The sequence below is a fragment of the Pantoea sp. AG1095 genome, from assembly GCF_003208415.1.
Classification (GTDB): domain Bacteria; phylum Pseudomonadota; class Gammaproteobacteria; order Enterobacterales; family Enterobacteriaceae; genus Pantoea; species Pantoea leporis.
Genome location: NZ_QKMJ01000001.1, coordinates 1,202,862 through 1,217,582 on the forward strand (window position 1 = coordinate 1,202,862; position 14,721 = coordinate 1,217,582).

The window sequence follows — 14,721 nt, forward strand, 5'->3', positions numbered from 1 at the left end:
TGAACGTAATAAAGGTGTTAAGTGTGTTGTAGCGTGCCATTTGAGCACATTTTCTGTTTCGATATTTGTCGTGGCAAAACACGTCAGCGATCAAAGTATCGCAAAAAAATCGCGTTTACATTTGTCCTCCGCTGCGTGCGAGGGGCTATTACACGGTATATTCTTGTGAATTGGCAGCGATTTCATTGATTGATGAACGCGAAAAAGTGATTGACGCTCATTAGGTTAAACCATGCTGGAACAGATTCAGGCGCAACTCGATGCGTTAAGCAAATCAGAACGTAAAGTCGCAGAGCAGATTCTTGCCGCGCCGCAACAGGCGATGCACTCCAGCATCGCCACGCTGGCACGCGCCGCTGACGTCAGCGAACCGACGGTGAATCGCTTCTGCCATCGTATGGGCACGCGCGGCTTCCCTGACTTCAAATTGCAGCTCGCGCAGAGCCTGGTCAAAAGCCCGAACTGGGTGAGTCGCGATGTGGAAGAAAATGACAGTGTGGAAAGCTACAGCCACAAAATCTTTGATTCCGCGTTAGCGGGCCTCAGCCGCGTCCGCCAGCAACTCGATTCTCAGGTGATTCGTCAGGCGGTTCAGGCGCTGTCAAAGGCGCATAAAATTGCCTTTTTTGGCCTTGGTGCCTCCGCCGTGGTGGCACATGACGCCACCAATAAATTTTTGCGATTTAATCTGCCGGTCATCTGGTCAGAGGATATTGTGATCCAGCGCATGAGTTGCATAAATAGTGGTCCAAACGATGTGTTTGTTCTCATCTCACATACTGGTCGCACCAAAAATATGGTAGAACTGGCTCGCCTGGCGCGTGTAAACGCTTCCACTGTGCTGGCTATCACTTCTCCGGGTTCCCCGCTGGCGGCGGAAGCCACGCTGGCTTTGACGCTCGACGTACCCGAAGATACCGATATCTACCTGCCAATGGTTTCCCGCCTTGCACAATTGACCGTGATTGATGTTCTGGCGACAGGGTTTACCCTTGAGCGCGGCGCTGCTTTCCGTGAAAATTTGAAACGGGTGAAAGAAGCGCTGAAAGATTCACGCCTGGAGAAACAGGCGCAGGAAAATAATTAACATCACATTCACAATGTGAGTCGAATCACAGCCCATCGATCATATAGAATAGATGAACACTACGTGTCACTTGAGAGCGACACGATACTTTGCTAACGGAGTCCTTCATGTCCAGACGTCTCAGAAGAACCAAGATCGTTACAACCCTCGGTCCAGCCACCGATCGCGACAACAACCTCGAAAAAATCATCGCGGCGGGTGCTAACGTTGTACGACTCAACTTCTCCCACGGCACACCGGAAGATCATCAGCAGCGCGCCAATAAAGTCCGTGAAATCGCGGCGAAACTGGGTCGTCACGTAGCGATCCTTGGCGACCTGCAAGGCCCAAAAATTCGCGTATCGACCTTCAAAGAAGGCAAAGTGTTCCTCAACGTCGGCGATCGTTTCCTGCTGGATGCTGATTTAACCAAAGGCGAAGGCGATAAAGAAAAAGTCGGTATCGACTATAAAGGCCTGCCAGAAGATGTAGTGCCCGGCGATATCCTGCTGCTGGACGACGGTCGCGTGCAGCTGAAAGTGTTGGAAGTTCAGGGCGTAAAAGTGTTCACCGAAGTCACCGTCGGCGGCCCGCTCTCTAACAATAAAGGCATCAACAAACTCGGCGGCGGTCTCTCTGCCGATGCGCTGACCGAAAAAGACAAAGTTGATATCGTTACCGCCGCGAAAATCGGCGTGGATTATCTGGCGGTCTCCTTCCCGCGTAACGGCGAAGATATGAATTATGCCCGCCGTCTGGCGCGCGACGCTGGCTGCGACGCCAAACTGGTGGCGAAAGTGGAACGTGCTGAAGCCGTTGCCTCACAGGAAGCGATGGATGACATCATCCTTGCCTCTGATGTAGTGATGGTTGCGCGTGGCGATTTGGGTGTGGAGATTGGCGATCCTGAGCTAGTGGGTATTCAGAAAGCGTTGATCCGTCGTGCGCGCCAGCTGAACCGCACCATCATCACCGCCACGCAGATGATGGAGTCGATGATTACCAATCCAATGCCAACGCGTGCCGAAGTCATGGACGTGGCGAACGCCGTGCTGGATGGTACCGATGCGGTGATGCTGTCGGCGGAAACCGCTGCTGGCCAGTATCCGGCTGAAACCGTCTCAGCGATGGCGAAAGTGTGCCTCGGCGCAGAGAAAATCCCGAGCGTTAACGTTTCTAAGCACCGCCTGGAAGTACAGTTCGATAACGTCGAAGAAGCGATTGCCATGTCGGCGATGTATGCTGCCAACCATCTGCAAGGGGTTTCAGCGATTATCACCATGACCGAATCGGGCCGTACCGCGCTGATGACCTCACGTATCACGTCCGGTTTGCCGATCTTCGCCATGTCACGTCACGAACGTACGCTGAACCTGACGGCGCTGTACCGTGGTGTTACGCCAGTGTTCTTCGACAGCAACAACGATGGTGTTGCTGCCGCGCACGATGCAGTGAATTTGCTGCGCGAAAAAGGTTTCCTGGTTTCAGGCGACCTGGTGATTGTCACCCAGGGCGACGTGATGTCGACCACTGGTACCACCAATACCAGCCGTGTTTTGCGCGTAGACTAATACGCACCACCCACAGCGGCTGTAACAACATGGACAAACGCGACTGCCTGGCAGTCGCGTTTTTATTTTTTTGACAAGGAGGCCAGATGGCCCGCTATCAACCTATCACTCAACTCACCGGGCGCGTGCTGCTGTTCCCGCTCGCGCTGGTACTCTTCGAGTTCGCCACCTATATCGCGCATGACATGATTCAGCCCGGCATGCTGCTGGTGACGTCTGAATTCAGCGTCGGCCCGGAATGGGTTTCGACCTCGCTGACCGCGTATCTGATGGGCGGCGTGGTGCTGCAATGGCTGCTCGGTCCGCTCTCTGACAAATATGGCCGCCGGCCGGTGCTGCTGTTTGGCATCCTGTTCTTTGCCGCCGCCTGTATTCTGACAACGTGGGTGAGCAGCATTGAGGAGTTTGTCGCGCTGCGCTTTGTGCAGGGTATTAGCCTGTGCTTTATTGGCGCCGTCAGCTACGCAGCGGTGCAGGAAGCCTTTGACGAGGCGCTGGCAGTACGCATGATGGCGCTGATGGCCAACGTCGCGCTGCTGGCACCGCTCGCTGGTCCGCTGGCCGGAGCCGCGTGGCTCACCGTTGGCGAGTGGCGCAGCATGTTCTGGCTGTTTGCCATCTGCAGCGTGATTGCGTTTGCCCTGCTGTGGCGCGTCATGCCGGAAACCGCTGGCGATCGCAGTCACTCTATCGCCCTGCCAACGCTGGCGCGCGGCTATGCGCGTTTGGCGCGCGATCGTCAGGTGATGTACGGCTCCTTTGCCATTGGTTTGGTGTTTATTCCGATCCTGACGTGGGTAGCGCTGTCGCCAGTGATTCTGATGCACGATGAAGGATTGTCACGCATGCAGTATGCGCTGCTGCAGCTACCGGTGTTTCTGGCGATGATTGCCGGCAACATCACGCTCGGCAAACTGGCTGGACGCGTGCCGATTGAGCAGCCGGTGAAGTTTGCCGCCTGGCCGATTCTGATTGGTTTGAGTATTTCGCTGCTGGCTAATTTGCTCGATAGTCACACCTATCTGCTGCTGACAGCCGGGTTAAGCTTGTACGCTTTCGGCGCAGGCATGGTGAATGCCGGTCTGTACCGTTTGACGCTTTACTCCAGCAACGAAGGCAAAGGCAGCGTGGCGGCGATGCTCGGGATGATCAGTATTCTGACCTTAGCGGTAGGCATTGAGCTGGCGAAAAGTGGCTACTTCAGCGGCGGCACACCGTGGTTTAGCGGGATTAACTTCGCCGCTGGCGTGCTGTGGTTTGGTCTGGTGACCCTGTTCCTGCGCGAACGTAAACGTCGCAGTCACGTGGCGGCAATAGAATGATAAAGGGGCCAGACGGCCCCATGTTTATTTCCTACGAGGATAAAGATCTTTGCGCGCATAAGGTTCGATATCCCCTTCCTTACGCGTTTTCAGCAGCTTCAGAATCCAGGTGTACTGTTCCGGATGCGGTCGCACGAACACTTCAACTTCTTCATTCATGCGACGCGCAAGCGTATTGTCATCGGCATCCAGCAAGTCATCCATTGGCGGACGCACATAGATTTCCAGACGATGGGTTTCACTGTTGTACACCGGGAACAGCGGCACAACGCGTGCGCGGCATACTTTCATCAGGCGGCCCACTGCAGGCAATGTGGCTTTGTAAGTAGCAAAGAAATCCACAAATTCGCTGTGTTCCGGACCGTGATCTTGGTCCGGCAGATAATAGCCGTAATAACCCTGACGCACCGACGCGATAAACGGCTTAATGCCGTCATTCCGCGCATGCATACGGCCACCAAAACGGCGTCGCACGGTATTCCACAGATAATCCATTAACGGATCGCTTTGATTGTGGAACATCGCCGCCATCATCTGGCCTTCAGACGCCAGCAGCATCGCTGGAATATCCACGCCCCAGCCATGCGGCACTAAAAATATGACGTTTTCTTTGTTGGCCTGCAGTTGCTCAATGATTTCCCGTCCGTGCCAGTCAACACGTTTGCGAACATGCTCGGGATTACGCATGCCCAATTCGGCCATCATCGCCATCGCCTGCGGTGCGGTGGCAAACATACGATCAGCAATCTCTTCGCGCTGCGCTTCACTCAATTCCGGCAGGCAATAATAGAGATTGATCAGCGCACGGCGGCGCGCACTTTTCGCCAGCTTACCGGCGAACTTGCCCAATCCGCCCAGTATCGGATCGCGCACTTTAGCGGGAAGCAATGCCATGCTGGCCAGCGCGCCAACCGCCAACCAACTTCCCCAGTATTTCGGCTTTAAAAAAGAACGTTGAAAAACGGGAATAAACTCGCTGTTATTTTTCTTTCGGGTTTCCATGCACTCGCCTCTGACAATGACCGGTCAATAATAGTGACGGTGGTTAATTTTGCAATCTTCATGCGCCAGATAGCAAAAAACCGACGAAGAATCCGTCGGTTTTTAAGTGTTACGCGCAATAATGCGCTATTTCAGCGTCAACTGCGGCAACCAGGTTTTGACTTGCGCCATGTAAGTGCTGCGATCTTTACCCGTCAGACCCTCCATGCGCGGCAGTTTTGCCGTCAATGGATTCACCGCCTGATTGTTAATCCATACTTCATAATGCAGATGCGGACCGGTCGAACGTCCGGTGTTACCCGACAACGCAATACGATCGCCGCGTTTCACTTTTTGCCCCGGTTTCACCAACGCTTTACTCAGGTGCATATAACGCGTCATGTACTGACGACCGTGACGAATTGCCACGTAATTCCCGGCAGCACCACCGTTTTTCGCCATCACCACTTCACCATCGCCCACGGCTAACACAGGCGTACCAATAGGCAGCGCGAAATCGACACCTTTATGCGGTGCAATACGGCCGGTTACCGGATTAAGGCGACGCGGATTGAAGTTGGAAGAGACACGATACTGCTTAACAGTAGGGAAACGCATAAAGCCACGCGCTAAACCAGACGCGTTGCGATCGTAGAACTTGCCGTCTTCCGCACGGAACGCGTAGTAGTCTTTACCGCCGGTGCGTAAACGCACGCCAAGCAATTGGCTTTGGGCACTTTTGCCATCGAGCATTTCACGAGACATCAGCACGCTAAAGTCATCACCGGCGCGTAGTTTGCGGAAATCCATCTGCCACTGCATCGCTTTGATGACGTTGCTGGTTTCTGCGCTGGTTAAGCCCGCACGCTGGGCACTGGCAGCAAAACTGCCGCGCACTTCACCTTTCAGTACGTTATTTTGCCACTCACCCTTTTGCAGCTCCTGCTGCATCTTAAAGCTGCCGTTGTCGGCGCGCTGATAAGTACGGGTTTCACGACGATCGATTTCCCAGCTGAAGGTTTGCAGTTGTCCATCAGCATCCAGCGTCCAGCTCAGTTGCTGACCAACGCGCATGTTGCGCAGATCTTTATCGCTACTGACTAATGCGTTGATATCTCCCATCTCAATACCGTACTGATTTAACGCGCTGCTCAGCGTATCACCTGAAGAGACGGTGTACTCATGTACGTTGGGATTGTCCGGAACGTCATTATCAATGTCGTCAGCAGGAATATCGTCGGACGGTTCTTCCGTTGTCTGGTCAATCGGCTCGCTGGCTTCGGGCAACAGCGTGCGCAGTTCGTCTTTATCCAACGTAATGGTTTTCACGATGGGGGCAACATCACGCGGATGGTAAACGTAAGGCCGCCATACTGCAACGGCCAATGTGACAACGGTTAATGAACCCAGCATAACGCGGTGGGGGCGCGGCAAATTGTTAAATGCGAGGGCGACAGAGCGGGCTATCTGCTGCACTTTTACCTATTCCTCATGCTCCATTCAGGCAGCTCGCATACTGGCTCGACAGCTGTGAAAGAAATTTCACGTAGCTGTCTTTGGATAAGCTGATGTCCATACCCAACGGATCTAACGTGCCTTTACGTACGGAAGTTCCACGGGACACGGCATCGATGACGGCCGGTCTGAATTGTGGTTCAGCGAAAACGCAAACGGCTTTCTGCTCAACCAACTGTGTTCGTATTTGATGTAAACGCTGGGCGCCCGGCTGGATTTCAGGATTGACGGTAAAATGACCTAAAGGTGACAAACCGTAATGTTTTTCAAAGTAGCTGTAAGCATCGTGAAAAACGAAATAACCCTTGTTCCGCACAGGCGCGAGTTGCGCGCCGATGTGTTTGTCTGCATCGGCTAATTCTGCCTTAAATTCCTGCAGATTAGCGTCAAGTTTGGCTTTGCTTTGCGGCATAAGTTCCAATAATTTTCCATGGATTGCAACCGCAGATTGTAAGGCCATGTCAGGGGACATCCACAGGTGCATATTAAACTGTCCATGGTGGTGGTGCGCATGAGACCCGTCCTGGTCTTCGGAATTTTCTGAGTCGTGATCGTGAGCGTGACCATGCTCATGTTCCTCATCTTCATCATCGCCGCTAATCAATAGCGGTTTTATGCCCGGCAATGCGGCAATTTCGAGGTTTTTACTGGCGGGTAATTCGGCCGCTGACTTAGTAAGAAAGGCTTCCATCTCTGGGCCTGTCCACACTACTAAGTCTGCGTTTTTAATACGTTTTACATCAGAGGGACGCAAGGCATAATCATGCTCTGAGGCGCCATCAGGCAGCAATACTTCAACCGGCGTAATACCCTCTGCGATAGCCGCTGCGATAAATCCGATAGGTTTGATTGAAGCGACAACTGCGGAGTGCGCGGGTAATGCGCTTGCCGCGCCAATTGCCGCAGCAGTAAGGGTGAAAATCAGGCGCTTTTTATTGTGTAACATAATACGTCATTCCATCGTGAACCGTTGATGGAATGTGATATTATAACATTCGAAATTCTATGCAACCCGTAAATAACATGTCGCCACTTGTTACCCTTGAAAAAATTTCTGTGAAGTTCTCCCAGCGTCCGGTGCTTGCAGGTATTAGCCTCGCACTTGAGCCGGGGAAAATTCTCACCCTGCTCGGCCCGAACGGCGCCGGTAAATCCACGCTGGTTCGCGCGGTGTTGGGGCTACTGAAACCCACCAGCGGCAGCGTCAAGCGCGCCGCTAATTTGCGTATCGGCTACGTGCCGCAAAAACTGCACATCGACCCAACGTTGCCGATCACCGTGGAACGCTTTATGCGCCTGTCGCGCGGCACCAAACGCGATGCCATTTTGCCGGCGCTCAAGCGCGTGCAGGCCGGGCATCTGCTGCATGCAACGCTGCAAAAACTTTCCGGCGGTGAGACACAACGTGTTTTGCTGGCGCGTGCATTACTCAATGAACCGCAGCTTTTGGTATTGGATGAGCCGACACAAGGCGTTGATGTCAACGGCCAGGTCGCGCTGTACGATTTGATCGATCAGCTGCGCCGCGAACTGAACTGCGGTGTGCTGATGGTTTCACACGACCTGCATCTGGTGATGGCGAAAACCGACGAAGTGCTGTGTCTCAACCATCACATCTGCTGTTCCGGCACGCCGGAAGCGGTGTCACAACATCCGGAGTTTATTGCGATGTTTGGCCCACGCGGCGCGCAGCAGCTGGCGATTTATCGTCATCATCATAATCACCGTCACGATTTACAGGGACGCATTGTTCTGCGCAAAGGAAATGGCCCGTCATGATTGAACTGTTATTACCTGGCTGGCTGGGCGGCGTGTTGCTGGCGCTGGCGGCCGGTCCACTTGGCTCGTTTGTGGTTTGGCGCCGCATGTCTTACTTCGGCGATACACTCGCGCATGCGTCCTTACTGGGCGTGGCGTTTGGTTTGCTGCTCAACGTGAATCCTTACTATGCGGTGATTTTGGTGACCGTGTGTCTGGCGTTGGGATTGGTGTGGCTGGAGCGACGCCCGCATCTGGCTATTGATACGCTGCTCGGCATTATGGCGCACAGTGCGCTGTCGCTGGGTTTAGTGGTCGTCAGTCTGATGCAAGGCGTGCGTGTCGATCTGATGGCTTACCTGTTTGGCGATCTGCTGGCGGTGACGCCCGATGATTTGTGGATGATGGGCGGCGGCGTGGCGATTGTACTGGCGGTGATGGCGTGGCAGTGGAATTCGCTGCTGTCGATGACCATCAGCCCGGAATTGGCACAGGTGGATGGCGTTAACATTCAGCGCACGCGTTTGATGTTGATGCTGGTCACCGCATTAACCATCGGCGTAGCGATGAAGTTTGTCGGTGCTTTGATTATTACGTCGTTACTGATTATTCCGGCGGCGACGGCACGTCGCTTCTCGCGCTCGCCAGAACAGATGGCCGGTTTTGCGGTAATTGCCGGTATTATCGCAGTGACCGGCGGACTGACCTTCTCCGCCAGCTACGATACGCCAGCCGGTCCTTCAGTGGTGTTATGCGCGGCAGTATTGTTCATCATTAGCATGGCAAAAAAACCGGCGGCATAACGCCGGTTTACTCTTCGCGACTGATACCAAAGTGTTTGTAAGCATGCTGCGTGGCCATCCGGCCACGCGGCGTGCGTTGAATGAATCCTTGCTGGATCAGGAAGGGTTCAATCACATCCTCAATAGTTTCCCGCTCTTCGCCAATCGCCGCTGCCAGGTTATCTAAGCCAACCGGACCACCCGAGAACTTATCGATAATCGCCAGCAGCAGTTTGCGGTCCATATAATCAAAACCCTGACTGTCGACGTTAAGCATATCTAGCGCGCTGGCTGATACTTCGCCGCTCAGATTGCCGTTGGCGCGCACTTCCGCAAAGTCACGCACGCGGCGCAGCAGGCGGTTAGCGATACGCGGCGTTCCGCGTGCACGACGCGCTATCTCCAGCGCGCCCTCTTCGCTCAGCGCCAGGCCAAGACAGGCCGCGCTTCGACCCACGATATGCTGCAGATCGGGTACATTATAGAACTCAAGGCGCTGCACGATGCCGAAACGGTCGCGCAGCGGCGAAGTTAAAGAACCGGCACGCGTCGTGGCACCAATCAGGGTAAACGGCGGCAGATCGAGCTTAATCGAACGCGCTGCCGGACCTTCACCAATCATGATATCCAGCTGATAATCTTCCATCGCCGGATACAGCACTTCTTCCACCACCGGCGACAGCCGATGGATCTCATCAATAAACAGCACGTCATGCGGTTCGAGGTTAGTGAGCATCGCCGCCAGATCGCCGGCTTTTTCCAGCACCGGGCCGGACGTGGTGCGCAGATTGACGCCCATTTCGTTAGCGACGATGTTAGCCAGCGTAGTTTTACCCAGTCCCGGCGGGCCGAAAATCAGCAGATGATCGAGTGCATCGCCACGCAGTTTCGCAGCCTGGATGAAAATCTCCATTTGCTCGCGCACCTGCGGCTGGCCAACATATTCCGTGAGCAGCTTGGGACGAATGGCACGGTCGAGCGTTTCTTCTTCATTAAAGGAACTGCCCGAGACCAGACGATCGGCTTCAATCATGCTTTACCTCAAATAGCTGCGCGCAGGGCTTCACGAATCAGGGTTTCGCAATCCGCATCCGGTTTACCGACTTTGCTGATCATACGGCTGGCTTCCTGCGGTTTATAGCCCAGAGCCACCAGCGCTGAAACCGCTTCGGCTTCAGCATCGTTATTGTCTTGTGCAGCAGATGGCGTGGTCAACGTAAAGGTTGAATCACCACCAAACAGATCGCCGTGCATGCCGATAAAGCGGTCTTTCATCTCCACAATCAAACGCTCGGCGGTTTTTTTACCCACGCCCGGCAGTTTGATCAGCGAGGCAATCTCTTGTCGCTCAACGGCGGTCACGAACTGCTGGGCCGACATGCCAGACAGAATTGCCAGCGCCAGTTTTGGCCCAACGCCATTCACCTTCACCAGCTCGCGGAACAGCGTGCGTTCCTGCTTGTTATTGAAACCGAACAGCAGTTGCGCATCTTCGCGTACCACAAACTGCGTAAAGATAATCGCTTCCTGATTGATCTCCGGCAGCTCGTAAAAGCAGGTCATTGGCATGTGCACTTCATAACCGACACCGTGCGCCTCAATCAACACCAGCGGCGGCTGTTTTTCCAGAATGTTGCCTCGTAAACGACCAATCACCTGAGCAATTCCTTAATCTGATAAGTAAGCCTGTTTATATACCATAAAAAAGGCTGGATGAATATCCAGCCTCATACCGCGTTTCGTTTCCGCTAACCGGATCGCATACGCCCGCGCGTCATCACCAGTTTCGTATCGCTGATACGCGCCGCGTTTTGGCTCATATGGCAATGCGTAATGGCGATGGCCAGCGCATCGGCGGCATCCGCCTGCGGATTGGCCGGCAGTTTTAGCAAGGTTCGTACCATATGCTGCACCTGACTTTTCTCAGCGCCGCCGGTGCCGGTAACGGTTTGCTTCACCTGGCGCGCCGCGTATTCAAACACCGGCAAATCATGATTTACCGCCGCGACAATCGCCGCACCGCGCGCCTGGCCCAGCTTCAGCGCTGAGTCCGCATTCTTGGCCATAAATACCTGCTCGATGGCGAAATAGTCGGGTGAGAACTGGGTGATAATTTCGCTGACGCCCGCGTAGATCAGTTTGAGGCGCGTCGGCAGATCGGTGACGCTGGTGCGGATACAGCCGCTGCCCAGATAGGTAAGCTGGCGGCCGGTTTGGCGAATAACACCGTAACCGGTGACGCGCGAGCCGGGATCGATCCCGAGAATTATCGCCACGGCGCGTCTCCGGTGAGTGGGGTTTTAAGCAACGCCATTACAGCGTTTCTGCGATCTCATCAGAGATTTCACCGTTATGGTAAACTTCCTGCACGTCGTCACAGTCTTCCAGCATGTCGATCAGGCGCAGCAGTTTCGGCGCGGTTTCGGCATCCATTTCGGCTTTAGTGGAAGGGATCATCGAGACTTCAGCCGAGTCGGCTTTCAGACCGCCCGCTTCCAGCGCATCACGCACCGCACCCATCTCTTCCCACGCGGTGAAGACATCAATCGCGCCGTCGTCATAGGCCACAACGTCTTCTGCACCTGCTTCCAGCGCCGCTTCCATCACCGCATCTTCGTCCTGACCTGGCGCGAAGGAGATTACGCCCTTCTTGCTGAACAGGTAAGAAACCGAACCATCGGTACCGAGGTTGCCGCCGGTTTTGGTGAAGGCATGACGCACTTCGCCCACGGTACGGTTGCGGTTGTCGCTCAGGCACTCAATCATCACTGCTGAGCCGCCCGGACCGTAACCTTCATAAATGATGGTTTCCATGTTGGAATCATCTTCACCGCCCACGCCGCGTGCGATGGCACGGTTCATGGTGTCGCGCGTCATGTTGTTAGACAGCGCTTTGTCCATCGCTGCGCGCAGACGTGGGTTGGAACCCGCATCGCCACCGCCCAGTTTCGCGGCGGTGACCAGCTCACGAATGATTTTGGTGAAGATTTTACCGCGCTTAGCGTCCTGAGCAGCTTTACGATGCTTAGTATTCGCCCATTTACTGTGTCCAGCCATCTTACATATTCTCCGATCTTTTACTGGGTGCAGGCTATCTTACTTGCGATCTTGTCCCCCGGCAGTGCTCGCAATCCTCACGTACATAAGTACGCTCCGGTTGCTGTGCGCTGGCGGTGAACAACCTCGCGGCGCCGATTACGCCTGACTGTTCGATATTGTTCGGTGCGTTCATTGAAAACTCACCAGATTAATTAAACTTAATGCATTCGCCACCGGAAAAACGCGCGGCGGCAAGCATTCAGATAAATTCTTCAATCGCCTGGCGGTTACTCCAGGACTTGGTGAGGGCTGCGGCAGCGGCGGGTTCGAGCCAGCGCGCGGCGAGATGCTCGGTGAGCAGCAGGTCGCGTTCTGCGGGTATAGCCAACCTGAACCAGTGTTCGCGATTGTGCGTGGTGCCCGGTGCGTAACGATGACGATAGTGCGGGAAGATCTCAAACTCGATTTGCTTGTGGCAATCGTCCAGCACTAGCTTTTCGTGCGCAATATCAATGGCAAGTTCTTCTAACACTTCGCGCTGAGCTGCCTGGTGCGGGGTTTCGCCCGCTTCCAGGCTGCCAGTGACCGATTGCCAGAAGCTGTCGTCATCACGTCGCTGCAGCATTAACACCCGGCCGGTATCGCGGGCAAAAATCACCACCAGCACCGAAACCGGATGTTTAAAGCCCATTATTTGTTCTCTGTTTTTTCTTTTTTCGGCGCCACCAGAATGCCGAGGTCCAGCAACGCAGCGGGATTCGCTTCGCTTGGGGCTTCGGTCATCATGCACGCGGCGGCAGTCGTTTTCGGGAACGCGATCACATCACGGATGTTATCGGTGCCGGTCAACAGCATGGTCAGACGATCCAGGCCGAACGCCAGGCCCGCGTGCGGCGGCGTACCGTATTTCAGTGCGTCGAGCAGGAAGCCAAACTTCTCACGCTGCTCTTCTTCGGTAATGCCGAGGATGCTGAATACCGTCTGCTGCATTTTACCATTATGAATACGTACGGAACCGCCACCCACTTCGTAGCCGTTAATCACCATATCGTAAGCATTGGCCACCGCTTGTACCGGATCGGTTGCCAGCTGTTCTGCGCTCAGGTCTTTCGGCGACGTGAACGGATGGTGCATCGCTGCCAGGCCGCCCTCATCATCTTCCTCAAACATTGGGAAGTCGATCACCCATAGCGGCGCCCAGGCTTTGTCATCAGTAATCTGCAGATCGCGGCCCACTTTCAGACGCAGCGCGCCCAGCGCATCCGCCACCACTTTGGCGCGGTCCGCACCGAAGAAGATCAGGTCGCCATCTTGGGCGCCAGTACGGTTGAGAATGTCTTCAACGATTTCTGCGCTAAGGAACTTGGCAACCGGGCTCTGTACGCCTTCGAAGCCTTTAGCGCGTTCGTTGATCTTCATCCACGCCAAACCTTTGGCGCCATAGATTTTGACAAATTCGCCATACTCATCAATTTGCTTACGCGTCAGCGCTGCACCGCCCGGTACGCGCAGAGCCGCCACGCGGCCTTTGGCATCATTGGCTGGGCCAGCAAACACCTGGAATTCTACGTTTTTCAGCAGATCGGCAACGTCGACCAGCTCCAATGGGTTACGCAGGTCTGGCTTATCTGAGCCGTAACGGTTCATCGCTTCCGCAAAAGTCATCTGCGGGAAGTCACCGAGATCCACGCCTTTGATATCGATCCACAATTCACGAATCAGACGTTCCATCTTTTCACGCACCTGCTCTGCGGTCATGAAAGAGGTCTCCACGTCGATCTGGGTAAATTCTGGCTGACGATCGGCACGCAGATCTTCGTCACGGAAACACTTAACGATCTGATAGTAGCGGTCAAAACCCGACATCATCAGCAGCTGTTTGAACAGCTGTGGCGACTGCGGCAGCGCGTAGAACTTGCCTTTATGCACGCGGCTTGGCACCAGATAGTCACGCGCGCCTTCAGGCGTGGCTTTGGTCAGCATCGGCGTTTCGATATCGAGGAAACCCTGGTCGTCCATAAAGCGACGCACGAAGCTGGTAATTTTAGCGCGGGTTTTCAAACGCTGCGCCATTTCCGGACGACGCAGGTCCAGGTAACGATAGGTCAGGCGCGCTTCTTCGCTGTTGACCTGGTTAGAGTCCAGCGGCAGCGGTTCAGCGCGGTTGATGATATTCAGCTCGTGGGCAAACACTTCCACTTCGCCGGTCGCCATATCGCTGTTTTTGTTCTTTTCGTCACGTGCACGCACGGTGCCGGTGATCTGGATACAGAATTCGTTACGCAGCTCAGATGCCAGCTGGAAAGCGTCCTGACGATCGGCATCAAAGAACACCTGCGCGATACCTTCACGGTCACGCATATCGATAAAAATCAGGCTACCCAGATCGCGACGGCGATTTACCCAGCCGCAGAGAGTGACTTGCTGACCCACGTGAGACAGATTGAGCTGTCCGCAATATTCTGTACGCATAACGTATCCTTTTAACTTCGCCGCTGCTGCCAGACAGCATCAGGCCGCGTAACCTTCTGAGATGCTGTCGCAAAAAAGGCGGCTATTATAATGGAAAAACCCAGGCAGGATAAGTGGAGCCCGATCAAAGCGGACAAAACATTATGCTTTATCGCGCTGTTTTTCCTGCCGACATCAAAACAGGTTACATTAAGCCGCCCTTTCCCGCCCTAAAG

14 protein-coding genes are annotated in these 14,721 nt (G+C 54.5%); 5 read left to right on the top strand and 9 right to left on the bottom strand.

Annotation, left to right across the window (positions count from 1 at the left end; all coding sequences use genetic code 11):
• Positions 1-232 precede the first annotated feature (232 nt).
• From DEU53_RS05730 to DEU53_RS05740, 3 genes are all read left to right on the top strand, one after another.
• Positions 233-1,087, top strand: a complete 855-nt coding sequence (locus DEU53_RS05730) for a MurR/RpiR family transcriptional regulator (protein WP_101764164.1) — start codon at positions 233-235, stop codon at positions 1,085-1,087.
• A gap of 107 nt (positions 1,088-1,194) precedes the next feature.
• A complete protein-coding gene (gene pyk / locus DEU53_RS05735; RefSeq protein ID WP_101764163.1) occupies positions 1,195-2,637 on the top strand; it encodes a pyruvate kinase in 1,443 nt (480 codons plus the stop codon).
• 86 nt (positions 2,638-2,723) lie between these two features.
• A complete protein-coding gene (locus DEU53_RS05740) occupies positions 2,724-3,959 on the top strand; it encodes an MFS transporter (protein WP_101764162.1) in 1,236 nt (411 codons plus the stop codon).
• Positions 3,960-3,983: 24 nt separating this feature from the next.
• On the opposite strand, the gene lpxM is transcribed toward DEU53_RS05740, so the two are convergent.
• From lpxM to znuA, 3 genes are all read right to left on the bottom strand, one after another.
• On the bottom strand, positions 3,984-4,961 hold the full coding sequence (gene lpxM, locus DEU53_RS05745; RefSeq protein ID WP_110866307.1) for a lauroyl-Kdo(2)-lipid IV(A) myristoyltransferase: 978 nt from the start codon (positions 4,959-4,961) through the stop codon (positions 3,984-3,986).
• Positions 4,962-5,087: 126 nt separating this feature from the next.
• Positions 5,088-6,416 (bottom strand): murein DD-endopeptidase MepM, encoded by a 1,329-nt coding sequence (gene mepM, locus DEU53_RS05750; RefSeq protein WP_110866308.1) that lies wholly within the window; start codon positions 6,414-6,416, stop codon positions 5,088-5,090.
• A gap of 13 nt (positions 6,417-6,429) precedes the next feature.
• Positions 6,430-7,401, bottom strand: a complete 972-nt coding sequence (gene znuA / locus DEU53_RS05755) for a zinc ABC transporter substrate-binding protein ZnuA (RefSeq protein WP_110866309.1) — start codon at positions 7,399-7,401, stop codon at positions 6,430-6,432.
• A 77-nt stretch (positions 7,402-7,478) separates the two neighbouring features.
• Here znuA and znuC point away from each other — a divergent pair, with 77 nt between their 5' ends.
• Both znuC and znuB read left to right on the top strand, forming a co-directional pair.
• Complete coding sequence (gene znuC, locus DEU53_RS05760; RefSeq protein WP_110866454.1) at positions 7,479-8,234, top strand: zinc ABC transporter ATP-binding protein ZnuC; 756 nt, start codon at positions 7,479-7,481, stop codon at positions 8,232-8,234.
• Entirely contained in the window at positions 8,231-9,016 is a 786-nt protein-coding gene (gene znuB / locus DEU53_RS05765) for a zinc ABC transporter permease subunit ZnuB (protein ID WP_101764158.1), read from the top strand. Before znuC ends, znuB begins: the two co-directional genes overlap by 4 nt.
• 7 nt (positions 9,017-9,023) lie before the next feature.
• Here the strand turns inward: znuB and ruvB are convergent, their stop codons facing one another.
• The 6 genes from ruvB to aspS all read right to left on the bottom strand — a co-directional run bounded on the left by ruvB (position 9,024) and on the right by aspS (position 14,506).
• Positions 9,024-10,028 carry a Holliday junction branch migration DNA helicase RuvB gene (ruvB, locus tag DEU53_RS05770; protein WP_007889560.1) on the bottom strand — a complete coding sequence of 335 codons (1,005 nt, stop codon included), beginning with the start codon at positions 10,026-10,028 and terminating at the stop codon, positions 9,024-9,026.
• Positions 10,029-10,036: 8 nt separating this feature from the next.
• Positions 10,037-10,651: a Holliday junction branch migration protein RuvA gene (gene ruvA, locus DEU53_RS05775; protein ID WP_007889559.1), complete on the bottom strand. Its 615-nt coding sequence runs from the start codon at positions 10,649-10,651 to the stop codon at positions 10,037-10,039.
• 92 nt (positions 10,652-10,743) lie between these two features.
• Positions 10,744-11,271 (bottom strand): crossover junction endodeoxyribonuclease RuvC, encoded by a 528-nt coding sequence (ruvC, locus tag DEU53_RS05780; RefSeq protein ID WP_008110486.1) that lies wholly within the window; start codon positions 11,269-11,271, stop codon positions 10,744-10,746.
• A gap of 37 nt (positions 11,272-11,308) precedes the next feature.
• On the bottom strand, positions 11,309-12,052 hold the full coding sequence (locus tag DEU53_RS05785) for a YebC/PmpR family DNA-binding transcriptional regulator (protein ID WP_007889557.1): 744 nt from the start codon (positions 12,050-12,052) through the stop codon (positions 11,309-11,311).
• Positions 12,053-12,293: 241 nt separating this feature from the next.
• A complete protein-coding gene (nudB, locus tag DEU53_RS05790) occupies positions 12,294-12,725 on the bottom strand; it encodes a dihydroneopterin triphosphate diphosphatase (protein ID WP_110866310.1) in 432 nt (143 codons plus the stop codon).
• Positions 12,725-14,506 carry an aspartate--tRNA ligase gene (gene aspS, locus DEU53_RS05795; protein WP_110866311.1) on the bottom strand — a complete coding sequence of 594 codons (1,782 nt, stop codon included), beginning with the start codon at positions 14,504-14,506 and terminating at the stop codon, positions 12,725-12,727. The genes nudB and aspS overlap by 1 nt, the downstream gene beginning before the upstream one ends.
• Positions 14,507-14,721: the final 215 nt, after the last annotated feature.